Here is a 25,189-nt window from a genome sequence, read left to right as displayed (position 1 = left end):
AACCCCCGTGCGGTCAGTGTGCGACGCCTTCGGCCTTGCGTCCGCTGCCTCGCACCTGGCTGTAGACCAGGGCGGCGACCACGATCAGGGCGCCCTGGAACAGGTACTGCCAGGTCTGGGTGAGGCCGAGGAACGTCGTCGCGTTCAGCAGCTGCACGATCAGGCCGGCGCCGAGCAGCGTGCCGACGAAGGTGCCGCGTCCGCCCAGCAGGCTGGTGCCGCCGAGCACCACCGCGGTGATGCTGGTGAGGGTGTAGCCGACGCCCTGGGCGGGGTCACCGATGCCGAGCTGGGCCAGCAGGATGAGCGCGCCCAGGAAGGTGAACAGGGAGACCACGACGTAGCCGGTGACGACCGTCCTGGTGGTCCGTACGCCGAGCCGCCGCGCGGACTCCTCGTCGGAGCCGACCGCGCGAATGTTCAGGCCCCATCGGCGGGTCCGGAGCAGGAACTCCATCGCGAACGTGATCAGGACCAGGACGACGAAGGCCAGCGGGACCGGTCCGACCGTGGTGGTGATGAGGTCCGTCGCCGTCCGGCTGATCAGGCCGCCGGGCTTGTCGCGCAGCAGGAAGCTGAAACCCTGCAGCGCGATGTACGTCGCCAGGGTGGCCGCGACGGGCGTGAACCTGCCGAACCTGATCAGCGAGCCGTTCACCACGCCGGCGAGTGCGGCGAGTGCTGCCATCAGGGCCAGGCCGAGGAGAACCGCCGTACCGGAATGCCCCTCGGTGAGGAAGAAGGAGCCGACCACCACCAGGAAGCCGGCGAGTGGGCCGACGGACAGGTCGATGCCCGCGGTCATCAGGGCCACCGTCTGGCCGAGTGCGATGAAACCGAGCGCGCTGACCAGCAGCATCACCGAGGTGACGTTGAACGGCAGCAGGTAGCGGTCGTTCTGGGAGTAGATGTAGGCACCGAGGCAGAGCATCACCGCGGCCAGGATCAGGACCGGCGCGTAGTCGCCTTCGAGCTTGCGGCGCAAGCCTGGGCTGAGCCTGCGCCCGGCGGCGCGCTCGTCCTCGGTGCGGGTGTGCGTGGTCGACTCGACCGCCGCCCGGACCATCCGTTCCTCGGTCACCTCGGCACCCGCCAGCGACGCCACCACGTGACCGCGCGACAGCACGATGACCCGGTCGCAGAGTCCTTCGAGCTCCTTCGCGTCCGACGAGGCGACGATGACCGGGACCCCGCTGGTGGAGACCTCGCGCAGGATGCGGTAGATCTCGGCCCGGGCGCCGACATCGACGCCCTGGGTGGGTTCGTCGGCGAGCAGGATCGCCGGCTTGGACAGCAGCGACCGGGCCAGCACGACCTTCTGCTGGTTGCCGCCGGACAGGCTGGTGACCGGCGCCTCGATGCTTGCGGTCTTCACCGCGAGGCCGGCGACCTCGGCGCCGACCAACTCGACCTCTCGCCGGCGGCTGACGAACCGGGACGGACCGAGCCGCTCCAGGGCACTGAGTGCCGCGTTCTCCCGGACCGACAACGTCATCATCAGTCCCTCGCGGTGCCGGTCGGCCGGCAGGTACGCCGATGACCGCAGCAACTGCCGATGACCGAGCGTCTTGCCGCCGACAACCACTTCGCCGCCGTGTCCGTCGAGACCGGCGAGCGCCCGGAGCAACTCGCTCTGACCGTTGCCGACGACGCCCGCGACACCGATGATCTCGCCGCGTCGCGCGGTGAACGAGACCCCGGAGAACCGGTCGCCGGAGAGCCCTTCGACCCTGAGCACCGGCTCCTCGTCGTCGGCAGCGAGCTGCTTGCCAGGGAAGGTGTACTCCAGCTGCCGGCCGACGATCATGGCCAGCAACTCGTCGTCGGTGACCTCGCCGACGACGGCGGTCCCGCGGTGGTGCCCGTCCCTCAGCACGGTGACCCGATCGGCGAGCTCGCGAACTTCCGCGAGGCGGTGCGTGATGTAGACGACCGCGGTTCCCTGCGCGGCGGCAGAGCGGACCAGGTCGAACAGCAGCCCGACCGACTCCTGGCCGAGCGGCGCGGTCGGCTCGTCGAGGATGAGCAGCCGCGGCTTCATCGCCATCGCCTTCGCCAGCTCGAGCAGATGCTTCTGGGCGATGCCGAGCTGTCCGACGCGGTCCTCGAGATGAGCGCTGCACCCGACGCGATCCAGCAGCGCGCGCATCGCCGTACGCCGGTCGGCGCCCTCGAGGAACCGGGCCGGTACGGCGACCGCGATGTTCTCCGCGACCGTGAGATCGGGCAGCACCGCGGGGTGCTGGTGCACGATGGCGATACCCAGCTCGGTCGCCCGGCCCGGCGTCAGCTCCTCGACGGCCTCGCCGTGGACCGCTATCGTCCCCTGGTCGGGCGCGACGGTGCCGGAGGCCACCCCCATCAGCGTGGACTTGCCGGCTCCGTTCTCGCCGAGCAGCGCGTGCACCTCACCGGGCTGCACCTCGAGTGACACATCGGTCAGCGCGGCGACCGCGGCGTACGACTTGGAGATGCCGCGCAACGCCAGCGTGGGCTGCGTTCCCGTGTCATCGGCGCCCGTCGTCCGGGTCGCTCCTGTCTCCTGCGTCAAGTTGATCACCACAGCGTCCTTCGGCTCAGGTGTTCGGTCGGGATCACTTCAGGAGCTTCGCCTGCTCCTCGCCGGACAGCTCCGCGGACAGGTAGACGTCGTCGGGCAGCGTCGGCTTGCACTGCACCGGCTTGTCCTTGGAGGTGGAGTCCTCGAACACCACGGACGGGAAGGTCGAGGACGCCGGGACCTGGCCGCCGGTGGCGCGGGCGACCGCGTGCTGGATGGCCAGCCGCGAGTGGTCGTTCTGGGTCGACACCGTGAACAGCTTGAAGTCGGGGTTCTTGGCCTTGTGCTTGTCCCAGAAGCAGGACAGCACGTTGCCGTCGGACGCGGCGATCGCCGGGATGGACCGGCCGCTCTGCTCGAACACCGGCAGCGCGCCCACCAGGGACGGGCCGAAGTCGGAGACGATCACGTCGATGTCGGCGTTCTGCGAGATCGCCGCGGTCAGCACCTTCTGGGTCTGCGCCGGGTCCCAGTTGGTCACCTCGAACGGCTGCTCGCCGACGAACTTGTACTTGCTGTCGCCGTCGAGCACCGAGTGCAGGCCCTCGGCCTCCTTGCGGCCCTGGCTGTTCCCGGGCGGGCCGCTCAGGAACAGGATGTTGCCGCCGCTGGGCAGGGTCTTCTTGATCCACTCGCCCCAGTTGCGGCCGGCCTCGGCGAAGTCGGTGTCGACGAACACGTCGTAGTCCTCGCCGGCCTTGCCACCCGGGTCGACCCGGTAGGGCACGGTCACGACGCCGGCCTTGTACGCGCTCCGGATCGCCGGCAGCACCGCCTCGCCGGCGTCCGGGAAGACGACGAGCGCGTTGACGCCCTTCGCGACCATGCCCTGGATGTCGGCGATGGCCTTCTGCGTGTCGCCCTGGCCGTCGGCGTACTCGAAGCTGGTGACGCTGGGGCACTTGGCCGCCTCCGCCTTCGCGGACGCGGTGGTGACGAGTCGCCAGCTGTTGCCGCCGAAGCCGTCGGTCATCCCGAGGACGGCCTTCTTGCTCCCGCACCAGGACGGGACATCGCCGGCGGCGGCCGCGTTGCCGGAGGTGTCTGCCGCGGAGCCGGAGCCACCGCAGCCCGCGAGTGCGAGGCCGACGGCGCCGGCGCCGAGCAATGCGGTCAGACGGGCGCGGCGAGCGGATCGGATCATGACGTGGTTCCCTTCGTGGAACGTGCCGTGCTGAGCGACAACTGAGGGGTGGAGGTGAGGCGGCGGCGGACGGCGGCCCAGTCGACGCTGTACAGCGCGACGCCGACAGTGAGAGCGGCCGCCTCGACGAGGGTCCGGATGGCGAAGGAGACACCGAGCGCGAGCACGAACTGCTCGAGTTGGCTGAGGAAGACCGCGGCGATCGCCGTCGCCACCAGGAAGCCGCGGCCGCCGAGGAGCGAGGTGCCACCGAGGACCACCGCGGCCACCGACGGCAAGAGGTAGGAATCGCCCTGGAACGCGGTGGGCTGGGCGATGATGCCGGCCAGCAGCACACCCGCCAGCCAGTACAGGATCTGCGCCCACACGTAGGCGCCGGCCCGGTACCAGGTGACCGGGAGACCGGTCGCGGACGCGGCCGTCGGGTTGGCCCCGATCGCCTCGAACCGGCGACCGCCGATCGTGGTCTTCATGACGAGCGTGGCGACGGCGACCACGACGACCGCGATGTAGACGGAGTTCGGGATTCCGGCGGTCACGCCGCCGGCCACCTCCCGCAACGCCGCGGTGGTCCGTCGCGGCGAACCACCCGAGATCCCGAGCACCGCGGCGTACAACAAGGCGTTGACGCCGAGGGTGGCCACGATCGGGTTGAGCCGCCGGTGGCCGATCAGGACGCCGTTCACGATGCCGAACCCGATCGCGACGACGAGCCCGAGCAGCAGCGCGCCGAACAGTTTGCCGTCGTCACCAGCCGGCCGGTGCGTGGTGATGACCACCGCCAGCGAGACCGCGCCGGGAACGGACAGGTCGATACCGCCCTGCTGCACCACCAGGGTCTGGCCGATGCCGACGATCGCCAGCACCGCCGCGAACGGCAGCATGCCGAGCAGCGCGCTGTGATCGACGCTCGTCGGCGCCAGGACGGCGCTTGCGGCGGCGAGCAGGATCAGTGCGGCACTGACGGTCAGCAGTCCCCGGGAGACGCGGAACATACTCCCACCTCACAATCACCAGCCGAATGTTTGCTGGGACTGTACACACGGCCTCAGATGTTCACAAGACCTTGCTTCCGCTCGAAATTTTGTTCAGTATTGGTGATCATCTCCCGCCTGAAGGTGAACACCACATGAAGCTCAGCGACCGGCTCGGTCACCTCACCTACTCGACACTCGTGCATCCCGGCGACACCTGGGCCGAGATGCGCGAGAGCGTCGTACGGCATGTTCCGGCCGTGAAGCAGCGAGTGTCGCCGGACGCTCCGATGGGCCTGTCACTGCGGCTCTCCGGCGCATCCGTGTCGACGCTGCTGGACGATCCCGCCGAGCGCGCCGGCTTCCTCGGCTACCTGCGCGAGCAGGACCTGTACGTCTACACCGTGAACGCCTTCCCGCACGGGCCCTTCAAGGGCCGGACGGTGATGGAGCAGGTGTACGAGCCGGACTGGGCCACCGAGGACCGCACCCGCTACACGATGGGCGTCGCCGACGTGCTGGTGGACATCACCGAGCCGGACGTCGAGCCGTCGATCCAGACCGCTCCGCTGGCCTTCCGGCCGAACGTCGACGGGCCGGCGTTCGTCGACCGCTTCACGACGAACCTGCTCCGCGTCGTCGCTCATCTCGTCGACGTGGAACGCCGTACCGGCCGCCGGGTGAAGCTGGCGCTCGAGCCGGAGCCGTTCTGCTTCCTGGAGACGACCGCGGAGACCGTGCGGTACTTCGAGGAGCGGATCTACTCCCGGTCCGGCGCCGTGGAGTTCGCGAAGCTGGCCGCGGTGCCGGTGTCCGCCGCGATCGGCCTGATCCGCCGGCATCTCGGCGTGGTCTTCGACATCGGGCACCAGTCGGTGGAGTTCGAGGACATCCCGGCCGCGCTGGAGTCGCTGGTCGCGGCCGGCGTCCCGATCTTCAAGCTGCAGGAGGCCGCGGCGCTCTGGGTGCCCGAGGTCACCGCCGACACGGTGCAGGAGCTGAAGCAGTTCACCGACACCATCTACCTGAGCCAGACCACGGAGCGCCGCGACGGGCAGCTCACCCGGTTCCTCAACCTCGGCGACGCGATCGAGGCCTGGCAGCAGTCGCCGGGCGGCCGCCGGGAGTGGCGGACGCACTTCCACGTGCCGGTGTTCCTCGACGAGATCGGCGGTTTCCGAACCACCCGGTCGAGTATCGAGGCCGCCCTCGACCTGCACCGCCGTACGCCGCTGTCCGACCACCTGGAGATCGAGACCTACACCTGGGACGTGCTCCCCGACCACCTCAAGACCGGGGACATCGACGAGTACGTCAGCCGCGAGATCGACTGGGTCCGGGACACTCTCGGCGCCCACTGACACGAACAGGATCAGCGAATGCCCGAACGAGTGGCCGGCAAGAACATCGTCATCACCGGCGCAGGAAGCGGCATGGGACGCGTGTTCGCCCTGGGCCTGGCCCGCGAGGGCGCCACGATCGGAGTGCTCGACCGCAGCAAGGAGGCCGCGGAATCGGTCTGCGCGGAGCTGTCCGAAGCCGGCCGCAGTGGGATCCCGCTCACCGCCGACGTCAGCAGTCGCGACCAGGTCAGCGCGGCCTTCGACGCGTTCGTCGAGCAGACCGGGCGGCTGGACGTGCTGTTCAACAACGCCGGCTTCAACGAGCCCATGCACCTGCTCGATGTGACCGAGCAGAACTGGCGCGCCATCATGGACGTCAACGCGCTCGGCACGCTGATCGGCATCCAGGAGGGGGCCCGCAGGATGATGCCCCTCGGGGAGGGCAAGATCGTCAACACGTCGTCCATCGCCGGCCGGCAGGGGTTCGCGTCCTTCGCGCCGTACTGCGCGAGCAAGTTCGCGGTGAACGCGTTGACCCAGGCGGCGGCGCGGGCACTGGCGGAGCACAACATCACCTGCAACGCCTTCGCCCCCGGCGTGGTGGACACCCCGCTGTGGACGAAGCTGGACGAGGATCTGATGAACATCGGCGACGCGGAGCGCCCCGGCCAGGCGATGGCCGACTTCGCCGCGGGTATTCTGCGCGGCCGGGTCGCCACCGGCGACGACATCCTCGGTACGGCGCTCTACCTGGCGTCGGCCGACTCCGACTATCTGACCGGCCAGGTGATCATGATCGACGGAGGCATGGTGCTGGTGTGAGTACTTCAGAAAGCCCGGCGGACGCGACCGCGGTCAACCTCGGGCTGCAGTTGCGGACCGCCCGGCAGAAGTCGGGGATGACACTGCGCGAGCTCGCTCGCCGGCTCAGTGTCTCCCCGTCGTTCCTGTCCCAGATCGAGAACGGCAAGTCCCAGCCGTCGGTGGCGACGCTGTACTCGATGGCGCAGACCCTCGGCGTGTCCATCGACCACCTTTTCGAGAGCGAGGACGAGCCGGACGCCGATGCCGTGGCGTCGGAGCAGGTGACGGACATCCCAACAGCCCTGAGCAGGGCGGCCGATGAGCCGGTCCGCCGCTCGGACCTGGGCTCGCTGGAGCGGGTCTGGGACGACCACGGGAGCACCGGCCGCCTGTCGGTCACCTCACCCGGCAACCGCACCCGACTGGTGATGGACACCGGCGTGGTCTGGGAACAGCTGGCGACGAACACCGCCCACCAGCTGGACTTCATCGAGATCGTCTACCCGCCGGGCTCCAGCTCGACCAACGACGAACGCATGCTGCGCCACGACGGGTACGAGTACGGCTACCTGCTCGAGGGCGAGCTGGAGGTGACCTTCGGGTTCGAGACCTTCACACTGCACGCCGGTGAGGCGCTCGGGCTGAACTCCACCGTCCCGCACCTGTTCCGCAACCTGGGCACGGAGCCGGCCCGTGGCATCTGGTTCGTCCACCACGATCACAGCTGATCACTTCGTCGCGGCGACCATGCGGAGTACGGCGGCGTTGACCAGGAGCAGGATGACGGCGGAGAACAGCAGCAGGGCGACCTGAGCCGGGAGGAAGGCGATGCCGGCCCCGATGCCGAGCACCGGGACGGCCAGACCGGCGTACGCGATCAGGAAGAGCGCAGCCAGCACCTCTCCCCGGGAGCTCGGGTCGGCCAGCGATGCCGCTGTCGCGACGGCGCCCCGGAAGACGACGCCGGCGCCGGCACCGGAGACGACACCGCCGAGGGTGAACATCCAGAGGCTGGGAACGAGGCCGCCCACGGCGACGCCGGCCAGGCCGAGCGACATGAACACGAGTCCGAGCCGCAGCTGGTTCCGCCGGCTCATCCGGACGAAGACGACCTGACTCACCGCCCCGGCGATGAAGACCACGAACGTCACGACTCCGGCCAGCAGCCGCGACGTGTGGTGGAGTGTGCCGGCCAGGAAGGTCGGCGCCAGCGACGTGAACAGCCCGAAGATCGCGAACGCCGCGAAGGCGCCGATGGCGGTGGCGAAGAACAACGGCTTCGCCGACGACGGCAGCGTCACGCGCTGCGGCCGGTACGCCGGACGTTCCTCCAGCCGCTCGACCGTCTCCGGCACCAGCGCGATCCCGATGGCGCTCAGCACCAGCAACACCAGGAAGACCTCGTACGGGCGCTCCAGCGGAGCGGACACGTACGTCGCCAGCAGACCACCCACCAACGGACCAAACGCCAGCCCGCCCAGGTTCACCATGCTCGAGATGAGCGCCGACCGGCTCGGGTCCTCGTCGGGACGGGCGACCTGCCGCAACTCGGAGAGGTGCGCCGTCGCCGTCGCGGTCAGCACGCCGACGCCGACACCGCAGATGAAGCGCGCGAGCAGCAGTCCAGGCACGTCCTGCCACACCAGGAACACGAGCGCCGACAGGGCTTCCGCGAGTACGGCGAGGAGCGCGACCCGGCGTCGGCCGAGCCAGTCGCTGACGTGGCCGGCGAGGTAGAGCGACGCCATCACGCCGACCGCGTAACTGGCGAAGATCACGGTGATGACGTACGTCGGAAAGCCGTCGCGGTGCTGGTAAATGGCGTAGAGCGGGGTCGGGACGGTGGAGAACGCCATCACGGTCAGGAACGCCGCGGCGATCACCCAGAACCCCGGACCGTGCGCGAACCGCACCCGCTTCGACTCGAGCGCGTGCGAGCTGGTCAGAGTGGACATGTCACCAGGTTCGCTCGCTCGATCTATCGAGTCCAACGAAAGTTCTTGCACGCTCTTATCGGAGTTGACGATAATTGGCCTGTGGACAGCCGGCAGCTCGAGTACTTCGTCGCGGTCGCGGAGGAGCTGAGCTTCACCCGCGCCGCGCAGCGCCTGTTCACGGTCCAGTCCACCGTGTCGGCCGCCGTACGGGCGCTGGAGACCGATCTCGAGACGACGCTGTTCGACCGGTCGACCCGGCGCGTGACGCTGTCCACGGCCGGACAGGCTTTGCTGCCTGAGGCAAAGGCTGCGCTGGAGGCGCTGGACCGGGCCCGGGCCGCGGTCGAGGAGGTGTCGACCGGGCTGCGCGGCAACATCCGGATCGGGACGATGACCCGGATCGGGCTGGTCGACCTGGCCGAGTTGCTCGGCGCGTTCAACCGGAAGTACCCGCTGGTCGACGTCCAGGTGACCACGTCGCCGAGCGGATCGAGTGGACTGGCGGACGACGTCCGGCACGGCCGGCTCGACCTGGCCCTGGTCGGCCTGGCCAAGCCGGACCTGGTCGGGCTGGAAGCGCGGGAGATCGGGTCGGTGCCGTTCGTCGTCCTGCTGCCGTCGTCGCATCCGCTGGCCGGCCGGACCGAGATCAGGCTCGACGAGCTGGCCGGGGAACGGTTCGTGGACATGCTGGGCGGGTTCGGCAACCGGCGGACGGTCGATCGGGTGTTCGACAACGCCGGCATCCAGCGCCGGGTCCAGGTCGAGGTTCCCGACGTGACCGCGGTGCCGGACTACGTGCGGGCCGGGCTCGGCGTCGCCGTCGTGCCGAACCTCGAGGGAGCGGAGCTCGCAGGCGTGGCCCGGCTGCCGATCGCCGGAGCGCCGGACCTGCGCTGGACGTTGTCGGCGATCACGATGGGCGGCAGGAGACCGAGCAGGGCAGTGACCGCCCTGCTCGATCTGATGTCGGACTCCATCCGGCCCGGCTACTTCTAGGCGACCCAGATCGGCTGCCAGTTCGGCTGCTCGTTGTAGCGGCGGAGCTCGGCGACGCCGCTGAGCCAGCCGAGCCAGGCGGAGTACGGCGGGGTGTCGGTGTCGAACCCGCTCATCACGAAGGTGAGCCGGGTCTTGCCCTCGGACTCGGCCAGCTCCCAGGTGCTGACACCCGCCGGGCCCCAGTCGACCGACATCTTGCTGCCTTCGACCAGGTCGACCACCTTCGCGGCCGGCATCCCGGAGTCGAAACCACCCATCGCGTACCGGCCGCCGACCTTCGGCTCGATGCCGATCGGGTACCCGAACCACGCGGACGCCTTCTCGGAGTCGACCAGCGAGTCGTAGACCTGCGCGACCGGGGCGTCGATCAGCACCTCCCCGCTGAAGGCGGTCGAGGTGAAGTCCTGCCGAGGCGTCAGCTCACGACCCTCGAGGTGGTCGACCAGGTTGGCGAGCGCGAGCGCCCAGAAGGTCTGCAGCACGCCGCGAATGTTGCCGCCGGCCACCAGGTCGGCGTAGTCGAACCCGGTCTGGGACAGCTTGATCAGCGTGGCGTCGGCGCCTTCGTCGGCCAGCGTGATCTCGGTGGTGGTCTCCTCGCCGCCGAGCGTCCACGCCAGCTTCAGGGTCTGGCCGTCGTACTCGAGGACGCGCTGGTGCGGCGCGTCGCCCTCGGGGATGTAGCGGCCCCAGAACTCGAAGGTCCCGGGCAGGTCGACGTTGGAGTGCTCGCCGAGCCAGAGGTTGAGGGTCTTCGGGTCGGTCAGCGCCTGGCGGACGTCGTCGATGCCGGTCTTGGCGCGGGCGGTGAGGATCAGCGGTTCAGTCATGGTCTTGGTCTCCCTTGGGGTAGCAGGCCACGGCCAGCTTGAAGGCGTCGCCTTCGGAGCCGCCGTAGCGCGAGAACAGGTCTTGCAGCGTGCTTTGCAGGTCTTCGAAGAACTCCCGCCGCCGGTCCGGTGGGACCCGGATCTCACCGGACACCCCGATGGACGGCAGCTCCGGAGCTTCCCGGTCCAGCGCGGCGATGTCGGTCTGGACCTCTTCCATCAGGTCCAGCAGGTAGCCGAGGCTCAGCTCGTCCTGGGCCCGGCGCAGCCCGCCGATCCGGCCGACGAGCCGCGGCGACAACCAGTACGAGCGCGCCGTCGCCTGGTAGATGCCCTCGTGGATGCCGCGCACCTTGCGCTCCTCCACCAGGGTCACCAGCCCGGCCTCGACGAGGCGCTTGACGTGGTAGTAGACGCGCTGCGGAGTCTGGCCGAGCTGCTCCGCCACCTCGCCGCAGGTGTGCGGCTCGGCCAGCCGCCGCAGGACCTCGATGCGCTGCGGCTTGAACAGCGCCTCCGCTTGCTCGAGCTGCTCCAGGTGCATCACGTCTCTCATCACACAAAGAACTTTGTACGTAAAAATCTCTTTTGTCAATAGTCTCGCAGTTCCATTGGCGGGGAATGGATCTGGCCGCTCAATCGTTGGAACAGATGCTTTGGTGATACATCACCGAAGCAAGACACCCACACGTCTGGGGGCCTTTGCTACGGACCGTCCGGCACGTTCCTGCCGGCGAAGGAAGGAAGCGCAACATGGCAACTGTCTCGTTCAAGGGAGCCAGCCGGGTCTACCCGGGCACCGACCTCCCCGCGGTGGACAAGCTCGACCTGGACATCCAGGACGGCGAGTTCATGGTTCTCGTCGGCCCGTCGGGATCGGGCAAGTCGACCGCGCTGCGGATGCTGGCCGGCCTCGAGGAGGTCAACGAGGGTTCCATCTACATCGGCGACCGCGACGTGACCAACAGCCCGCCGAAGGACCGCGACATCGCGATGGTCTTCCAGAACTACGCGCTCTACCCGCACATGACGGTGGCGGACAACATGGGCTTCGCGCTCAAGATGCAGGGCATCCACAAGGAGGAGCGGGCGAAGCGAGTCCTCGAAGCCGCCAAGCTGCTCGGCCTCGAGGAGTACCTCGACCGCAAGCCGAAGGCGCTGTCCGGTGGCCAGCGCCAGCGCGTCGCGATGGGCCGCGCGATCGTCCGCAACCCGCAGGTGTTCCTGATGGACGAGCCGCTGTCGAACCTCGACGCCAAGCTCCGCGTCCAGACCCGCACCCAGATCGCCGAGCTCCAGCACCGGCTGGGCGTCACCACCGTCTACGTCACCCACGACCAGGTCGAGGCCATGACGATGGGCGACCGGGTCGCCGTACTGAAGGACGGCGTACTGCAGCAGGTCGACACCCCGCTGAACCTGTACGACCGGCCGCGGAACAAGTTCGTGGCCGGCTTCATCGGCTCGCCCGCGATGAACCTGATCGAGGCCGAGATCGTCGACGGCGGCGCCAAGATCGGCGACTTCGTGGTCCCGATCGAGCGCAGGCTGCTGGCCAAGGCCGGTGACGACAAGACGCTGACCCTGGGCATCCGGCCGGAGGCGTTCAGCCTCGCCGACGAGGGCCTGCCGGTGAAGGTCGCGGTGATCGAGGAGCTCGGCTCGGACGCGTTCCTCTACGGCACCGCGGAGCACACCACCACGAACCAGCAGATCATCGCCCGGATCGGCACCCGCCTGCACAACGACAAGGGCACGATCGTCCACCTCGCCCCGAACCCGGAGAAGCTGCACCTCTTCTCCACCTCGACCGAGGAGCGCCTGACCGCCTGAATAAGCTGACCAGGTGACGACCTGGGACGAGAAGGCAACCGGTGTGGTGGTCCTGCCGTCGGGCCTGACGGTGCGCGGACGCGGTCTGCGCAACGGCCTGCCGGCAGGACCATTGCCGTCGTACGGCGTCTACCTGCTGGGCAAGCCGCCTCCGGAGGTCTCGTGGGAGTCGCGTTGGCTGCGCTGGCCCGACTTCCGGCTGCCCGCCGACCGCGACGAAGCCCGCCGGGTCTTCGCCGACGCCCTACAGCGAGCCGGCTCCGAACGGGTCGAGTTCGCCTGCGGCGGCGGCCGCGGCCGGACCGGTACGGCGCTCGCCTGCCTCGCGATCCTGGACGGGATCCCCGCTGAACAAGCCGTCGAGTTCGTCCGGCAGTACTACGACCGCCACGCCGTCGAAACCCCCTGGCAGAAGCGGTACGTACGGCGCTTCGCCGACTAAATCCCGTTGACCGGGGGCCGGGCGTCGCGTTTGCTCAGCTGGGTGACGATCGAGCGCGCCAACCCGGACAACCTGCACCCGACCCCCGGCTACCACCACATCACCAAGGTCCAGGCCGACACCCTCATCTACCTCGCCGGCCAGTGTCCGCTGGAGCCGTCCGGCGACCTCGCCGAGGGCGGACTCGAGGGTCAGACCGGGCAGGTGATCCGCAACATCCTCGCCGCGCTCGAAGCCGCGGGCGCCACCCCGGACGACGTCGTACGCACGGTCATCTACGTCGCCAGCCCGGTCCGTGAGGACCTCGCCGCGGTGTGGACGCAGCTCAACGCCTCACCGCTCGCGCCCGCCTTCGCCTCGGCCAGCACGCTGCTCGGCGTCGCCCAGCTCGGCTTCCCCGGCCAGCTCGTCGAGATCGACGTCACCGCAGCGCGGTGAGCTGATGGTTCGGGGCCAGGCGCTGATCGGGGTCGTACCGGTCTTTGAGCTCGACGAGACGGTCGACATCGTCCGGGTCGAAGGCCTGGCGGACCTCGTCGGGCGTCAGCGCACCGAAGCTGAAGTTGAGGGATCGGCCGATCGTCGCGGCGGCCCACGGCTCGAGGATCTCCCGGTGCAGGCCGGTCACGTCGCCCTTGCCTGGTGAGAGCACGGTCAGCGAGTACGACGCCGCGCGGTGGCCGACCGCGTTCGGAACGGCCGGCTGTCGGCTGAGTGCGCCGCCGAGGTGCCGGATGCCGACCACGCACGTCGATGCGCTCTTGGGCAGGCTCGCGAGCGCGTCCGGGTCGAGGTCGCTGAGCAGGACGTTGCGCGAGCGGTAGCTGTCCGGCCGTTCGGGTTCGGCGAAGATCTTGCCGGACTCGAGGTAGGGCAGCTCGCCGACCGTGTCGAGGACGGTGTCACCTCGCAGCGGTTCGATCAGGTCGGCGCCGTGATCGCCGAGGATTGCGAGCTGGATCTGCGCGATGTGCTTGCCACGCAGCGGCGCCGGCACCGGCTGGATGTCCGGGAACGGCACCAGCGCAACGCCTGACGTCACCTCGTCCGGCACCGTGCGGGTCCATTCGCGCCACGTCTCCAGCACGGTCGGGTTGTCCGCGAGGTCGACGTACAGGCTGCCGCCGTACAGGGTCGGGACGTCGAAGAGCTCGATCTCGAGGCCGGTGACCACGGCGAAGTTGCCGCCACCGCCGCGCAGGGCCCAGAACAGGTCCGGGTCGTCTTCGGCGTTCCGCCGTACGGCGTCCGCGGTGACCACCTCGATCCGACGGACGTGATCTGCGGCGAAGCCGTGGCGGCGCGCCATCAGGCCGACGCCGCCGCCGAGCGTGTAGGAGATCGCGCCGACCCCGGGGGAGCTGCCGGACAGCGGGGCCAGCCCGTACGGCGCGGCCGCTTCGATCACCTGCCGCCAGGTCGCCCCGGCCTCGATCCAGGCCGTCTTGGCGGCTTGGTCGACCCGCACCTGGTTGAAGTTTCGGGTGGCGATCAGGACGCCGGTGCTGCCGCGAGTCAGTCCGTGGCCGGAGGCCTGGACGGCGATGCGGTGGCCGTTGTCCGCCGCGTGCTGGACGGCCTCCTGGACCTCGGCCGCGCTGGTGACCGGGAAGATCGCGTCCGGCTGGTGCGGGTCGAACCGCTGGAAGCCGAGCCGTGCCTCGTCGTATCCGTTCGATTCCTTCGTCAACATCATGTGACCCACGCTAGGAGCCCTTGCGGACAGCTCTTGTCCGCAAGGCTGTGGAATTCTGGTGGATGTGAACGAGTTGCCCGGGCGGCTGCTTCGACTGCTTTCGTTGCTGCAGTCGCGGCGAGAGTGGTCCGGCCGCGAACTCGCCGAACGGCTCGGCGTCACCGACCGGACCGTACGCCGGGACGTCGAGCGGCTGCGGTCCCTCGACTACCCGGTGACCGGGACGACCGGGACGGCGGGCGGCTACAGACTGACCTCGGGGCGGAACATGCCACCCCTGATCCTCGACGCCGACGAGGTGATCGCGGTGGCGGCCGGGCTCGCGACCGTGACCGGGATCGAAGGGGTCGAGGACAGTGCAATGAGTGCGCTGGCCAAACTGGAACAGGTGCTGCCGGCGCGGCTGCGCCCGCAGGTCGCGGCGCTCGGCGAATCGTCGGTGGCCCCGCACCTCGGCCTGCCCCGGATCGACGCCCACCTGCTGGCGTTGCTGGCCTCGTGCTGCCGGGACTCGGAGATCGTTGCCTTTGACTACGAATCCCGGTCGGGTGCGAGCAGTTGGCGTCGCGTGGAGCCGCATCAGCTGGTGGCGGTGCACGGGCAGTGGTACTTGCTCGCCTACGACCCGGATCGGGCAGACTGGCGGACGTTCCGGGTCGATCGGATCAGCACCGTGCGGCCGGGTCGGCACCACTTCACGCCGCGGGACCTGCCGGCGCCCGACGCCGCGTCGTACCTCGTGCAGTCGTTCGCGACGGCGTCGTACCGGCACTCGGTGAGCCTGCGGGTGCGGTTGCCGGCCGATGAGTTCAAGCGGAACTTCTACGGATGGTGGCTACCGGGCACCGTCGAGGACGACGGGCCCGAGTCGTGCGTGGTGCGGTTGACGGCGGAGTCACCACAGCTCCTGATCCAGTACGTCGCGGCGGTGGTTGCCCTCGGCGCGGACTTCACCGTGGATGGGGCGACCCCGGAGACCGCGGAGGCGATCGCCCAGGTGGGCGAGCGGCTCCAGCGGTCGTTCAGGCGGTGATCAGGCCGACGCCCAGGGTCAGGACGCCGAGGGCGAGGGACGCGGCGCCGAGCCAGAGGATCCAGAGGAACTGGTTCGGCTGCGTGCGGCCCTTGCCCGCCGACGACGCGAAGAAGCCGCCGGACATCAGGATCGCCGCGACCGGGATCGCCAGCCGCGCCACCCACAGCATGACCCCGGTCAGCCCGGTCTGGTCGACGTACAGCAGCCCGACCAGGCTGAGGATCACCAGCACGCCGGCGTGGGCGTGACCTGCCCGGGCGAACGACTTCTGGAAGTCCGTCATCGGCACCTGGCCGCGGACGATCTTGGTCATGAAGTAGCCGCCGAACTGAATCGTCACGATGGTGAGCAGGATCGCTCCGGCCATATCACGCGAAGCTTCCGTCATGCGGGCACTTTCTCCTTCTTGGCTTGGGTGAGCAGTTCGCGGGTCGGCGCGCTGTTCGACTTGTAGGCGACCCACAGCGCGACGGCGATGTAGAGCACCTGCTCGGGGATGCGCTGCCACAGTGGAGTCGCCGGTTCACCGGCGAACGCTACGTCGGCGGTCGCCGCGTAGATGTTTGCCGGGAGCAACGTCACGTACAGCGCCGCCAGCCCGACCGCGGCCGGCCAACGGGTCGCGGTCAGCACCAGCCCGGCCGCGCCGGCGAACTCCAGCACGCCGGTCAGGTAGACCAGCCCGTCCGCGAACGGCAGGAACGGCGGCACCATCCGGACCAGGTCGGCGTGGTTCGGCATCGCGGTGACGCTCGCCGGCACGAAGTGCGCGCTGGCGGTGAAGAGCAGCATCACGGCCATCCCATGCGCCGCGCTGACCGGCCAGCTCGCGAATCGCCGTACTCCGAGCGCACCCAGCGCCCGGAACAACAGCGTGGTCAGTACCAGGACGAGGGGGATCATCCGGTCACCTCCTGACTATGGATAGTTGCACTATCCGTTAATGGATACTGCTACTATCCATCACAACCGTGAGGAAGGCAAGCGAGATGCGAATCGGGGAACTCAGCCGGGCCGCCGGCGTACCGGTGCCGACGATCAAGTACTACCTGCGTGAGGGCCTGCTGCCGCAGGGTGAGCTGAGCAGCCCGAACCAGGCGTCGTACGGCGAGGCGCACCTGCGCCGGCTGCGGTTGATCCGGGCCCTGATCGAGCTCGCACAGGTCCCGGTGGCGCAGGTGAAGGAGATCCTCGAGTCGCTCGACTCCGACGCCGTACCCCTGCACGAGCAGATCGGCCGGGCGCACCGAGCCCTCACCCCCACCCGCAAGCCGGCCGCCACGGACGAGGCCCGCACCGCCGCGGCCGCCCAGGTCGCCGACCTGATCGCCCGGCGTGGCTGGTCCGTCGAGTCCACGGCCCCCGCCCTGGCCACCCTGATCGAAACCGTGGCCGCCCTGCACACCCTCGGCCAGGACAACCTCGTCGGCTTCCTCGACGCCTACGCCGAAGCCGTCGAACGCTTCACCGAACTCGAGATCGCCGCCGTCTCCACCAACCCCACCCGAGACCAACTAGCCGAATCCGTAGTCATCGGCACCATCCTCGGCGAAACCCTCATCTCCTCCCTCCGCCTCCTAGCCCAAGAATCCATCTCAGCCAAGCGGTGGACAGCGGAGTGACGACAACGGACCGCTAACCCGCAGCGCGACGACGGGCCGCACGGCCCGGCTGCCAGACCCCAGGAAACCGGTGCGGACGACCGGTCCCCGGCACGTCGGCCGACTCCAGCACCTCGAGGTACTTCGCCTGCGAGAGGCAGTCCGGGCAGACGACCCGCTCGCGCCGTAGCCGAGTCGCAGAACTCTTCAGAAAGGTCTCTATGTTCCAGAACACCTCGGCGGCCACTCGGGGCCGTCGATACGCCTCATGCGAGAAGTGCAGCAAGGTCAGCTGAGCCAGCTCCACCGGAGGCGTGCCCTTGGCGAACGACACGTCGTCGATGTCGAGGAGTTCGAGTGGAGCCTCGCGCAGTCGCATAACCCGGTGCGCGAATCCAGTGCCCATCAGGCGGTATGACTTGTTCAGGTCGGCCACTTCTCGACCGGTGTGCCAGTAGGCCCCGTCGTACTCGATCGCCAGCCGGAAGTCTGGCGACGGCTCGAACACCATGTCGACTTCCATCCGCCGATCCTCCGGGATCGGCACGTTCTGCCTGCCACCCTTGAGCACGAACGACAGCAACTGGAACACCACCGCCTGCACCTTCGAGTCCCGCGCTCCGCCCTCGGTCGAACAGTTGCAGTCGGCGCGATACCGACCCCGGGCAGAGGAGATCATGCGCTGACGCTATCCGCCCGCACCGACACTTCAGCCGTCGTGGGCCATGTCTACGAAGCGGGAGTAGTGGCCTTGGAAGGCGACGACCACGTCGGCGGTGGGGCCGTTACGGTGCTTGGCAACGATGAAGTCAGCCTCGCCGGGCCGGGTGGACTCGCGCTCGTAGGCGTCCTCCCGGTGAAGGAGGATCACGACGTCGGCGTCTTGCTCCAGGGATCCCGATTCGCGGAGGTCGGAGGCCATGGGGCGTTTGTCGGAGCGTTGTTCGGAGCCTCGGTTGAGCTGGCAGATGGCGACTACGGGGAGCTCGAGCTCCTTGGCGAGGAGTTTGATGGAGCGGGAGAACTCGGAGACCTCGAGCTGGCGGGACTCGACCTTCTTGCCCGACGTCATCAGCTGGAGGTAGTCGATCACGATCAGGCGGAGGTCGTGGCGCTGTTTGAGGCGGCGAGCCTTCGCGCGGATCTCCATCATGGTGAGGTTCGGCGAGTCGTCGATGAACAGCGGGGCCTCGGAGACCTCGCCCATCTTGCGGGCCAGCCGGGCCCAGTCCTCGTCGGTCATCTTGCCGTTGCGCATGTGGTGCAGCGGCACCTTCGCCTCGGCCGAGAGCAGTCGCATGGTGATCTCGTTGCGGCTCATCTCCAGCGAGAAGATGCACGAGGTCAGCCCGTGCTTGATCGAGGCCGAGCGGGCGAAGTCCAGCCCGAGGGTGGAGTTGTGGGTCGGGATCATCGTCTTGCCGGCCAGGTACAGGTGGTCGGCGTTGTCGACCTCGACGCACCGCACCGGGACGCTGTCGACCGGGTCGATCCACTCGATCCGGCGCTCACCTTCGCCGGCCAGCGCGGCCGGGAAACCGTGCCCGGTGATCTGACGCGGCGCCGACCCCGGGACCGGCGGTGTCAGCCCGGGACTCGCGGACATCGCCGTGTGCAGGTCGGCGGTCGTGCAGACCACCGGGCGGCCGCCGTCCTCGACCCGCCATTGGTGCTCGGCGTCGGCGACGATCGTGGAGCCGTCGGAGAAGGAGAGCCGGAAGCACGGCCGGTCCACCATCACCTCGGTCGCCGCGACCACGGTGGTCGGCGACCCGTCGGCGTCGAGCAGCTGGTCGCCGACGGCGATCTCGCCCATCGTGGTCCAGCCGGTCGGCGTCGGCAGCGGGGTGTCGAGGGCGAGCGCCTTCCCCATCGCGGGCCGGGCCGCGACGATGATCATCTGCCCGGGGTGCAGGCCGTTGGTCAGCTCGTCGAGGTCGGTGAACCCGGTAGGCACCCCGACCATCGCGTCACCGCGGGAGTCGATCGCCTCGATCTCGTCGAGGGCGCCCTCCATGATGTCCTTCAGCGGCGCGTAGTCCTCGGCGGTGCGCTTCTCGGTGACCGAGTAGATCTCGGCCTGGGCCTCGTCGACGACGTCGTCGACCTCACCCTCACCGGCGTACCCGAGTTGGACGATCTTGGTGCCGGCCTCGACCAGCCGGCGCAGGATCGCCTTCTCCCGGACGATGTGCGCGTAGTAGCCGGCGTTCGCGGCCAGCGGGACGGAGGCGACCAGGGTGTGCACGTACGGCGCGCCGCCGATCCGGGCCATCTCGCCGCGCCGGTTCAGCTCGGCCGCGACGGTGATCGCGTCGGCCGGCTCGCCGCGCGCGTACAGGTCGGTGATGGCGTCGAAGACGACCTCGTGCGCCGGGCGGTAGAAGTCCGTGCTGCGCAGTGTCTCGATGACGTCGGCGATCGCGTCCTTGCTCAGCATCATCGCGCCGAGCACGCACTGCTCGGCCGCCAGGTCCTGCGGCGGCGTGCGGTCGAAGCCCATCTCCGGGTTGCGCTCTTCCTGACCGCTGCCCGGTCCCCCGCGGAACTCCGCCACGCTCACTTCGCCCGACCTCCTCGTCCGCCACCGACCGGTTGTCCCGCACCACGGCCAACCGGCTCGAATCGAACACCTGATCGAATCATAAGCCGGACCGTCGACAATATCCGCCACCGGGACGGCGTCAGTCACGCGACCGTACGCCGGTCGGGTCACAGGGTGGTAGTTCGTCGTCCACACCCCCTGTGGACGAGTTGTGGGAAACCCCGGGAGCAGGTGTGCACAGGTTGGGCACAACCCTGTGGATATCTGGGGACAACGCTCCGCAACCGGCCCCTGACCTGCGGTTTCACCAATGCACAACTGTGGAGAAGAAAAACTTCCGAACCTTCTTCCGGACTCCCGGGTCCGGTGGCCTGTGCACAGCCTGAGTCAGGCACAATGAGCGTCATGCTCATGACAGGCCACCCGGAACGGTGAGGTCCGGGCTACGACGCCTGCTCGGTGAGCAGGACCGGGAGATCCTCCGGCTCGCCGTCCCGGCGTTCTTCGCGCTGGTCTCGGAGCCGCTGATGCTGCTGGCCGACTCGGCCATCGTGGGGCACCTCGGCACGCCGCAGCTCGCGGCACTCGGGATCGCCGGGACGATCCTGCAGACCCTGGTCGGCGTCTGCGTCTTCCTCGCCTACGGCACGACGTCGGCCGTCGCCCGGCGGATCGGCGCCGGTGACCACCGGGGTGCGCTGGCGCAGGGCATCGACGGACTGTGGCTGGCGTTGGTGCTGGGCGTCGTACTGGCTGTGGCCGGGCTGATCCTCGCGCCGGCCGCCATTGCCGCGTTCGACCCGTCGTCGGATGTCGCCGACCATGCGGTCGTCTACCTGCGCATCTCCTGCTTCGGCATCCCGTCGATGCTGTTGCTGCTCGCGGCGACCGGCGTACTGCGGGGCCTGCAGGACACCAAGACCCCCATGGTCGTCGCGATCAGCGCGAACCTGCTCAACATCGGCCTGAACTTCCTGCTCGTCTACGGCCTCGACCTGGACATCGCCGGCTCCGCACTCGGTACGGCGCTCGCCCAGACAGCCGCCGGGGTCGCGCTGGTCGTGGTCGTCGTCAAGGGCGCCAGACGGGACGGCGCCAAGCTGCGACCGGACCGCCCCGGCATCCTCGCGTCGGCCCAGATGGGTGTGCCGCTGATCGTCCGCACGCTGACGTTGCGGGTGGCAATCATCCTGCTCGCCTTCGTCGCCACCGCACTCGGCACGACGTCCGTCGCGGCGCACCAGGTCGCCTTCACGCTGTGGTCGTTCCTGGCGCTCGCCCTCGATGCGATCGCCATCGCCGCGCAGGCGCTGACCGGCCGCTCGCTGGGTGCCGGCGATGTCGCCGGGACGCGCGCGATCACCCGCCGGATGATGTGGTGGGGCCTGGTCTCCGGAGTGCTCGGCGGCCTCGCGCTGTGGGGGCTGCGGGACGTCTACGTGCCGTGGTTCACCGCCGATCCAGAGGTACGGCGTACGTTGGCCGCCGTACTGGTCGTCGCAGCGCTCTGGCAACCGGTGAACGGTGTGGTGTTCGTGCTGGACGGCGTACTGATCGGCGCGGGCGACGGACCGTACCTGGCGGTGGCTGGCGTGATCGCGCTCGTGCTGTACGTGCCGCTGGCGCTGAGTGTGCTGTGGTTCGACAGCGGTGTCGTCGCCTTGTGGTGGGCGTTCGGCGGCTTCATGCTGCTGCGGCTGCTCACTCTGGTCACCCGGGAGCGTCGCGACGCCTGGCTGGTGACTGGGGCTATCCGCTGACCCTGCCGGTGCGGCATGGTTTGGCGGGAGGAAAGGAGCGGCATGGCCGACACCGACGACGCCCGCGAGGAGGAGCTCGAGGAACTCCGCGAGGAGGAAGAGCTCGAGGAGCTTCGCGATGACGAGGAGACGCTCGAGCTCGCCGCGAAGGACCAGCAGGAGCTCCATCGGGTTCATCGGGAAGCCGAGGACAACGCCAGGACGGAGACCCACGAGGCGCTCAGGCTCGCGTACGCCGAGGAGGTCAAGGCCGACCGGCTCCGTAGCGACGCGGCAGGCAAGTACCAGCAGGGCCTCAGCGATCGCGCCCATGGCCGCCACCTGCTCGACGAAGCGGCGGCACGGCCCGACGAGCCCGGAGCAGACGCCACCGCAGCCGCCGGACGCCGATACGAGCGGGCCGCCGACCGCGAGGAGCGGGACGCGAGATACGACCGCGGCCGCGCGGACGAGTACGACGCTGACGCGCGCGACCGGCGGAGTGACGCCGCCCAGCAACCCGGCCAGCCACCGGCCGAGGAAGCCGCCCGCAGGCCCACTGAGACACCGGTCGCGAGCAAGTTCGAACGCCGCAAGCCGAAGCATGACAAGCGCAAGGACCGCCGCCCGGGAGAACTCCGCAACATCGGCCTGGGCGACGACTAGTCAGGCGTGAGCCCCTGGACGTGGATCACCACCAGGTTCGCCGCGACCACCAGGACGAAGGCGACCGCCCACACCGGATGACCGAGGCTCCAGAGCGCAGCGCCGGCCAGACCGAAGACGACGACCTTCACAACGGTCCGTACGACGGGCGTCGTCCGAGTCGCCGTGGGAGCGGCGAAGAGTCCCCACACCACCGCGGTCACCGCCGGCAGGCCGACGGCGAGCAGCAACTGGACGAACGTCGTACCACCAACTGTCCAGCCCCACCACGCGAAGATGCCTAGGGCAACCAGCTCGGCCAGGAAAGCGAGCAGCAGGTTGCCCCAGCGCCACATTCAGATGCCGCGGAGGTTGGGCTGGCGTTGGTCGAAGAACAGGCCGGCCGGGGGCTCTTCCACTGGCAGCGGCGGGATCGGGTAGTCGGTGTGGGCGCCCCGGCAGGCCGCGAACGGGCCGTCCGGGTCCAGCAACGCCATCATGTGCGGGTCCGCGTGGTCACGCCACCAGACCGACATCCCGGTGGCCGGGTCGAGCCGGAGGTGCTCCCAGGCCCGCCAGATCGAGTCCAGCCGGCTCAGCGCCTCGGCGTGCCGGTACCACTCCGGGCACCAGACGTACTGCTGCCCGATCCGCCGCGCGTAGAGGTAGATCAGCCGGTCCTCGACGAAGGCCGCGACGTGCGGGTAGAAGAGTTCCTGCGCTTCACCATCCACGACGCTGCTCCTCACTCTGCTGCTCCCACACCGGGACGCCCGTCGGCAGCGGGGGCGGTCCGGACTGCTGCTGCGTGCCGGCCGTCACCCACGGGTTCGCCCCGCCCTGCGACGAGCCGCCGGCCGCGGCTCCCGGATCGTACTTCGCCAGCGACGCCTTCACCGCCCCGGCGTCGGGACGGGTGAACCACGGCACCGTCTTCACCATGGTCGCCGGGATGCCCGAAGGGAAGACGATGGCCCGGCCGGGCGGCATCGAGGCCAGGTCGGACACCTCGAGGATGTTGTGCCGCTGGGTCTGCCGGCTGGTGCCGCGCTCACCCTTGTTGTACGAGACCGAGCTGGAAATGATGTCGTAGTCGCCGATCAGCTTGCTGAGCTTCTCGAGGAAGTTCGCGTCCGACGCGCCACCGCCGTACACCCGGACGTTCGCCGAGGACCAGAGCTTCTCCATGCCCTCCTGGCCCCAGCACTCCACACCCTGCGGCCAGGACTGCAGGATCGTCATCAGCACGATGCCGCGGGATCCGAAGTGGCTGTAGAGGTCGGGCAGGTTCTTCCAGCGGCACACGTTCGCCGCCTCGTCCAGCACGCCGACCAGCGGGTTCGGCATCCGGCCCATCGGGTTGCCCTTGGCGTACTCCTCGGCCGCCTCCACGACCGCCACGGTCAACGCGGTGACCAGCGGTCCCGCCGTACCGGCGCCTTCCTTGGAGAGGCTGTACAGCGTGCCGCCCTGGCGGACGAACTCGTGCGGGTTGAACTGCGGTCGGGTGTCGTTCGGGCCTTGCGGGATCACCCAGCGGGTCACCTTGCGGTTGACCAGGAACTGGGCGCTCTGCTGCGCCGTGCCGTAGACGCCGGCGCGCTGCTTGTCCGGCGCGTTGATGACACCGGCCAGCGCGTCGGCGGACAGGTGCAGACCCGGCGTGTTGCGCAGGATCCGCTCCGGCTCGTCGTTGCGCTGGTCCGCGAGCCAGCTGTAGACCTGCGTGATCGGGCGCTTCGCGACCGCCGCCGCGAGCAGCAGGCCGGCCAGCAGGTCGGTGCCGGCGGCGTCGAAGAAGGCGTCGGTCTGCGCGTTCAGCTTGCGCTGCGAGGCGACGAAGTGCTCGGCGAGCTCGCGGGCCTTGGTCTCGTCGGTGATGTAGGTCAGCGGGTTCCACCACCAGTTCGGCGGCTCCTCGCAGACCTCCTGGGGGTCGAACACCCAGACCGGGCCCTTCTCCAGCCGCGGCCCCCGAGTGGCGTCGACGATGTCGCGCTTGTTCGAGGTGGCGATCACCGCGCCGGGCGCGTCCAGGATCGCCGGTACGGCGCGAGACGTCGTCTTACCGGTTCGCGGGCCCCAGATGTCGACGTGCATGTCCTCCCAGGACCCGAACACCTCGAGGTTGTCCCGGACGGTCCGGCCGATCAGGACGCCGGGACCGGCGTGCCCGGCGCCGAGCCGGTTGGCGATCGCCTGCGCGCCCTCCCGGGTGATCTTGAAGATCTCCGACCGCTTCGACATCAGGAACGCCTGCTTGTCGACCCGGCCGACGCTGCTCTGCCGCCGGCGGAGGAAGTACCAGGCGGTGCCCACGATCAGACCCAGCGCGACGAGCTCGAGGATGAGTACGCCGGTGGCCGCGCCGGACCAGCGGATCCGGCCGTTGATCAGGTCGGCCAGGGCGCCGATCGGGCCCGGCACCGCGCGGGTGTCGTTGATCGCGGCCGCGGCCTTCAGCGCGCCCCAGACACCGCCGACGACCAGGACGAACAGTCCGATGCCGATGAAGACCAGGACCGACTCGACCGACAGCCCGCCGGGACCGGTGCTCTTCCTGCCTTGGGCCATTACTCGTCAACTCCCGTTCGGGCGACCAGCCGGGTGGTCGGGTCGGGTGGCGGCAACATCGTCGGGTCGTCCAGGCTGTACTGCTCGACGACCTCCTCCGAGCCGTCGGCGGCCACCTCGACCTTCAGCGGGTTGCCGTCGGCACCTGTCTTCCACAGCTTGTTGGTGTCGTTGATCTCGCGCTCGACCGAGGTGAGACCGACGTGCACCGGGATGCCCGGGCGGCCGCCGACCTTGACCAGGAAGTTGCCCCGGCCGGGCGGCGCCGCCTCCTGGCCGGTGGCCGGGTCCCACGCGGGCGGGTCCTGCCAGCCGATGAGCATGTTCTGCTCCTCCTCGGACATCGGCACGACCTCGGTCAGGTTCTCCATCTCGGCCCGCGGCAGACCGCCGCAGATGACCATGCCGGACCGCTCGACGAAACCCTTCGCCTTCATCCGGTCCTCGGGGTGCTCGAGGGCGAGCAGGTCGGACATGGTGTGCG

The 25,189-nt window shown here is 69.3% G+C and carries 25 protein-coding genes and 1 pseudogene; 11 read left to right on the top strand and 15 right to left on the bottom strand.

What is annotated here, in order from left to right:
- Positions 1-13: 13 nt before the first annotated feature.
- The 3 genes from ACWCOV_RS32590 to ACWCOV_RS32580 are packed head-to-tail and all read right to left on the bottom strand — an operon-like array spanning position 14 to position 4,699.
- The gene (locus ACWCOV_RS32590) at positions 14-2,560 is read right to left on the bottom strand and encodes an ATP-binding cassette domain-containing protein (RefSeq protein WP_449833179.1); all 2,547 of its coding nucleotides are present in this window, start codon (positions 2,558-2,560) and stop codon (positions 14-16) included.
- Between the two features lie 34 nt (positions 2,561-2,594).
- Positions 2,595-3,704 carry a substrate-binding domain-containing protein gene (locus ACWCOV_RS32585; protein WP_449833178.1) on the bottom strand — a complete coding sequence of 370 codons (1,110 nt, stop codon included), beginning with the start codon at positions 3,702-3,704 and terminating at the stop codon, positions 2,595-2,597.
- Positions 3,701-4,699: an ABC transporter permease gene (locus ACWCOV_RS32580; protein WP_449833177.1), complete on the bottom strand. Its 999-nt coding sequence runs from the start codon at positions 4,697-4,699 to the stop codon at positions 3,701-3,703. Before ACWCOV_RS32580 ends, ACWCOV_RS32585 begins: the two co-directional genes overlap by 4 nt.
- Before the next feature lie 134 nt (positions 4,700-4,833).
- Between ACWCOV_RS32580 and eboE the strand changes: the two genes are divergently transcribed.
- From eboE to ACWCOV_RS32565, 3 genes are read left to right on the top strand one after another with little or no spacing between them, the layout of a single operon-like run.
- The gene (gene eboE, locus ACWCOV_RS32575) at positions 4,834-6,039 is read left to right on the top strand and encodes a metabolite traffic protein EboE (protein ID WP_449833176.1); all 1,206 of its coding nucleotides are present in this window, start codon (positions 4,834-4,836) and stop codon (positions 6,037-6,039) included.
- Positions 6,040-6,057: 18 nt separating this feature from the next.
- Complete coding sequence (locus ACWCOV_RS32570; protein WP_449833175.1) at positions 6,058-6,843, top strand: SDR family NAD(P)-dependent oxidoreductase; 786 nt, start codon at positions 6,058-6,060, stop codon at positions 6,841-6,843.
- On the top strand, positions 6,840-7,553 hold the full coding sequence (locus tag ACWCOV_RS32565; protein WP_449833174.1) for a helix-turn-helix domain-containing protein: 714 nt from the start codon (positions 6,840-6,842) through the stop codon (positions 7,551-7,553). Before ACWCOV_RS32570 ends, ACWCOV_RS32565 begins: the two co-directional genes overlap by 4 nt.
- Here the strand turns inward: ACWCOV_RS32565 and ACWCOV_RS32560 are convergent, their stop codons facing one another.
- A complete protein-coding gene (locus ACWCOV_RS32560; RefSeq protein ID WP_449833173.1) occupies positions 7,554-8,780 on the bottom strand; it encodes an MFS transporter in 1,227 nt (408 codons plus the stop codon).
- Between the two features lie 81 nt (positions 8,781-8,861).
- On the opposite strand from ACWCOV_RS32560, the gene ACWCOV_RS32555 reads away from it, so the two are divergent.
- Positions 8,862-9,761 (top strand): LysR family transcriptional regulator, encoded by a 900-nt coding sequence (locus tag ACWCOV_RS32555; RefSeq protein WP_449833172.1) that lies wholly within the window; start codon positions 8,862-8,864, stop codon positions 9,759-9,761.
- Here the strand turns inward: ACWCOV_RS32555 and ACWCOV_RS32550 are convergent.
- Both ACWCOV_RS32550 and ACWCOV_RS32545 read right to left on the bottom strand, forming a co-directional pair.
- Positions 9,758-10,594, bottom strand: a complete 837-nt coding sequence (locus tag ACWCOV_RS32550) for an SRPBCC domain-containing protein (protein WP_449833171.1) — start codon at positions 10,592-10,594, stop codon at positions 9,758-9,760. The genes ACWCOV_RS32555 and ACWCOV_RS32550 overlap by 4 nt on opposite strands.
- A complete protein-coding gene (locus ACWCOV_RS32545) occupies positions 10,587-11,150 on the bottom strand; it encodes an ArsR/SmtB family transcription factor (RefSeq protein WP_449833170.1) in 564 nt (187 codons plus the stop codon). Before ACWCOV_RS32545 ends, ACWCOV_RS32550 begins: the two co-directional genes overlap by 8 nt.
- A 197-nt stretch (positions 11,151-11,347) precedes the next feature.
- On the opposite strand from ACWCOV_RS32545, the gene ACWCOV_RS32540 reads away from it, so the two are divergent.
- Genes ACWCOV_RS32540 through ACWCOV_RS32530 form a run of 3 tightly spaced genes read left to right on the top strand, consistent with a single transcriptional unit; the run spans position 11,348 to position 13,307 of the window.
- A complete protein-coding gene (locus ACWCOV_RS32540) occupies positions 11,348-12,427 on the top strand; it encodes an ABC transporter ATP-binding protein (protein WP_449833169.1) in 1,080 nt (359 codons plus the stop codon).
- A gap of 13 nt (positions 12,428-12,440) precedes the next feature.
- Positions 12,441-12,869: a protein-tyrosine phosphatase family protein gene (locus ACWCOV_RS32535; protein WP_449833168.1), complete on the top strand. Its 429-nt coding sequence runs from the start codon at positions 12,441-12,443 to the stop codon at positions 12,867-12,869.
- A 42-nt stretch (positions 12,870-12,911) separates the two neighbouring features.
- Positions 12,912-13,307 carry a RidA family protein gene (locus tag ACWCOV_RS32530; protein WP_449833167.1) on the top strand — a complete coding sequence of 132 codons (396 nt, stop codon included), beginning with the start codon at positions 12,912-12,914 and terminating at the stop codon, positions 13,305-13,307.
- Here the strand turns inward: ACWCOV_RS32530 and ACWCOV_RS32525 are convergent.
- A complete protein-coding gene (locus ACWCOV_RS32525; protein ID WP_449833166.1) occupies positions 13,291-14,565 on the bottom strand; it encodes an FAD-binding oxidoreductase in 1,275 nt (424 codons plus the stop codon). The two genes, ACWCOV_RS32530 and ACWCOV_RS32525, sit on opposite strands and share 17 nt — an antisense overlap.
- Positions 14,566-14,629: 64 nt before the next feature.
- On the opposite strand from ACWCOV_RS32525, the gene ACWCOV_RS32520 reads away from it, so the two are divergent.
- Complete coding sequence (locus tag ACWCOV_RS32520) at positions 14,630-15,598, top strand: helix-turn-helix transcriptional regulator (protein ID WP_449833165.1); 969 nt, start codon at positions 14,630-14,632, stop codon at positions 15,596-15,598.
- On the opposite strand, the gene ACWCOV_RS32515 is transcribed toward ACWCOV_RS32520, so the two are convergent.
- Together ACWCOV_RS32515 and ACWCOV_RS32510 are read right to left on the bottom strand one after the other, a co-directional pair.
- On the bottom strand, positions 15,588-15,989 hold the full coding sequence (locus ACWCOV_RS32515) for a hypothetical protein (protein WP_449833164.1): 402 nt from the start codon (positions 15,987-15,989) through the stop codon (positions 15,588-15,590). The two genes, ACWCOV_RS32520 and ACWCOV_RS32515, sit on opposite strands and share 11 nt — an antisense overlap.
- Positions 15,986-16,504 carry a DoxX family protein gene (locus ACWCOV_RS32510; protein ID WP_449833163.1) on the bottom strand — a complete coding sequence of 173 codons (519 nt, stop codon included), beginning with the start codon at positions 16,502-16,504 and terminating at the stop codon, positions 15,986-15,988. Before ACWCOV_RS32510 ends, ACWCOV_RS32515 begins: the two co-directional genes overlap by 4 nt.
- An 86-nt stretch (positions 16,505-16,590) precedes the next feature.
- On the opposite strand from ACWCOV_RS32510, the gene ACWCOV_RS32505 reads away from it, so the two are divergent.
- Entirely contained in the window at positions 16,591-17,223 is a 633-nt protein-coding gene (locus ACWCOV_RS32505) for a MerR family transcriptional regulator (RefSeq protein WP_449833162.1), read from the top strand.
- Positions 17,224-17,236: 13 nt separating this feature from the next.
- On the opposite strand, the gene ACWCOV_RS32500 is transcribed toward ACWCOV_RS32505, so the two are convergent.
- Together ACWCOV_RS32500 and dnaB are read right to left on the bottom strand one after the other, a co-directional pair.
- Entirely contained in the window at positions 17,237-17,881 is a 645-nt protein-coding gene (locus tag ACWCOV_RS32500) for a hypothetical protein (RefSeq protein ID WP_449833161.1), read from the bottom strand.
- Between the two features lie 30 nt (positions 17,882-17,911).
- The gene (dnaB, locus tag ACWCOV_RS32495) at positions 17,912-19,705 is read right to left on the bottom strand and encodes a replicative DNA helicase (RefSeq protein WP_449833215.1); all 1,794 of its coding nucleotides are present in this window, start codon (positions 19,703-19,705) and stop codon (positions 17,912-17,914) included.
- A gap of 473 nt (positions 19,706-20,178) precedes the next feature.
- On the opposite strand from dnaB, the gene ACWCOV_RS32490 reads away from it, so the two are divergent.
- Positions 20,179-21,507 carry an MATE family efflux transporter gene (locus ACWCOV_RS32490; RefSeq protein ID WP_449833160.1) on the top strand — a complete coding sequence of 443 codons (1,329 nt, stop codon included), beginning with the start codon at positions 20,179-20,181 and terminating at the stop codon, positions 21,505-21,507.
- Between the two features lie 42 nt (positions 21,508-21,549).
- The gene (locus ACWCOV_RS32485; protein WP_449833159.1) at positions 21,550-22,152 is read left to right on the top strand and encodes a hypothetical protein; all 603 of its coding nucleotides are present in this window, start codon (positions 21,550-21,552) and stop codon (positions 22,150-22,152) included.
- Here ACWCOV_RS32485 and ACWCOV_RS32480 read toward each other — a convergent pair.
- From ACWCOV_RS32480 to ACWCOV_RS32465, 4 genes and pseudogenes are all read right to left on the bottom strand, one after another.
- Positions 22,149-22,487, bottom strand: a complete 339-nt coding sequence (locus ACWCOV_RS32480; protein WP_449833158.1) for a YrdB family protein — start codon at positions 22,485-22,487, stop codon at positions 22,149-22,151. The two genes, ACWCOV_RS32485 and ACWCOV_RS32480, sit on opposite strands and share 4 nt — an antisense overlap.
- On the bottom strand, positions 22,488-22,865 hold the full coding sequence (locus tag ACWCOV_RS32475) for a DUF4913 domain-containing protein (protein ID WP_360513997.1): 378 nt from the start codon (positions 22,863-22,865) through the stop codon (positions 22,488-22,490).
- Positions 22,855-24,705, bottom strand: a complete 1,851-nt coding sequence (locus ACWCOV_RS32470; RefSeq protein WP_449833157.1) for a type IV secretory system conjugative DNA transfer family protein — start codon at positions 24,703-24,705, stop codon at positions 22,855-22,857. The genes ACWCOV_RS32475 and ACWCOV_RS32470 overlap by 11 nt, the downstream gene beginning before the upstream one ends.
- Positions 24,705-25,189 (bottom strand): annotated as a pseudogene (locus ACWCOV_RS32465) (ATP/GTP-binding protein); the annotation flags it as partial. The gene ACWCOV_RS32470 and the pseudogene ACWCOV_RS32465, both read right to left, overlap by 1 nt.

The organism is Kribbella sp. NPDC002412, from assembly GCF_053592935.1.
The sequence above is the reverse complement of the archived record's forward strand: the minus strand, read 5'-3'. Positions and strand labels throughout refer to the sequence as shown.

Coding starts and splice junctions, on each gene's coding strand:
- ACWCOV_RS32505 (WP_449833162.1), top strand. CDS start 16,591: ATGCGAATCGGGGAACTCAGCCGGGCCGCCGGCGTACCGGTGCCGACG.
- ACWCOV_RS32585 (WP_449833178.1), bottom strand. CDS start 3,704: ATGATCCGATCCGCTCGCCGCGCCCGTCTGACCGCATTGCTCGGCGCC.
- dnaB (WP_449833215.1), bottom strand. CDS start 19,705: ATGGGCTTCGACCGCACGCCGCCGCAGGACCTGGCGGCCGAGCAGTGC.
- ACWCOV_RS32580 (WP_449833177.1), bottom strand. CDS start 4,699: ATGTTCCGCGTCTCCCGGGGACTGCTGACCGTCAGTGCCGCACTGATC.
- ACWCOV_RS32510 (WP_449833163.1), bottom strand. CDS start 16,504: ATGATCCCCCTCGTCCTGGTACTGACCACGCTGTTGTTCCGGGCGCTG.
- ACWCOV_RS32545 (WP_449833170.1), bottom strand. CDS start 11,150: ATGAGAGACGTGATGCACCTGGAGCAGCTCGAGCAAGCGGAGGCGCTG.
- ACWCOV_RS32485 (WP_449833159.1), top strand. CDS start 21,550: ATGGCCGACACCGACGACGCCCGCGAGGAGGAGCTCGAGGAACTCCGC.
- ACWCOV_RS32500 (WP_449833161.1), bottom strand. CDS start 17,881: ATGATCTCCTCTGCCCGGGGTCGGTATCGCGCCGACTGCAACTGTTCG.
- ACWCOV_RS32515 (WP_449833164.1), bottom strand. CDS start 15,989: ATGACGGAAGCTTCGCGTGATATGGCCGGAGCGATCCTGCTCACCATC.
- ACWCOV_RS32525 (WP_449833166.1), bottom strand. CDS start 14,565: ATGATGTTGACGAAGGAATCGAACGGATACGACGAGGCACGGCTCGGC.
- ACWCOV_RS32550 (WP_449833171.1), bottom strand. CDS start 10,594: ATGACTGAACCGCTGATCCTCACCGCCCGCGCCAAGACCGGCATCGAC.
- ACWCOV_RS32480 (WP_449833158.1), bottom strand. CDS start 22,487: ATGTGGCGCTGGGGCAACCTGCTGCTCGCTTTCCTGGCCGAGCTGGTT.
- ACWCOV_RS32540 (WP_449833169.1), top strand. CDS start 11,348: ATGGCAACTGTCTCGTTCAAGGGAGCCAGCCGGGTCTACCCGGGCACC.
- ACWCOV_RS32560 (WP_449833173.1), bottom strand. CDS start 8,780: ATGTCCACTCTGACCAGCTCGCACGCGCTCGAGTCGAAGCGGGTGCGG.
- ACWCOV_RS32470 (WP_449833157.1), bottom strand. CDS start 24,705: ATGGCCCAAGGCAGGAAGAGCACCGGTCCCGGCGGGCTGTCGGTCGAG.
- eboE (WP_449833176.1), top strand. CDS start 4,834: ATGAAGCTCAGCGACCGGCTCGGTCACCTCACCTACTCGACACTCGTG.
- ACWCOV_RS32570 (WP_449833175.1), top strand. CDS start 6,058: ATGCCCGAACGAGTGGCCGGCAAGAACATCGTCATCACCGGCGCAGGA.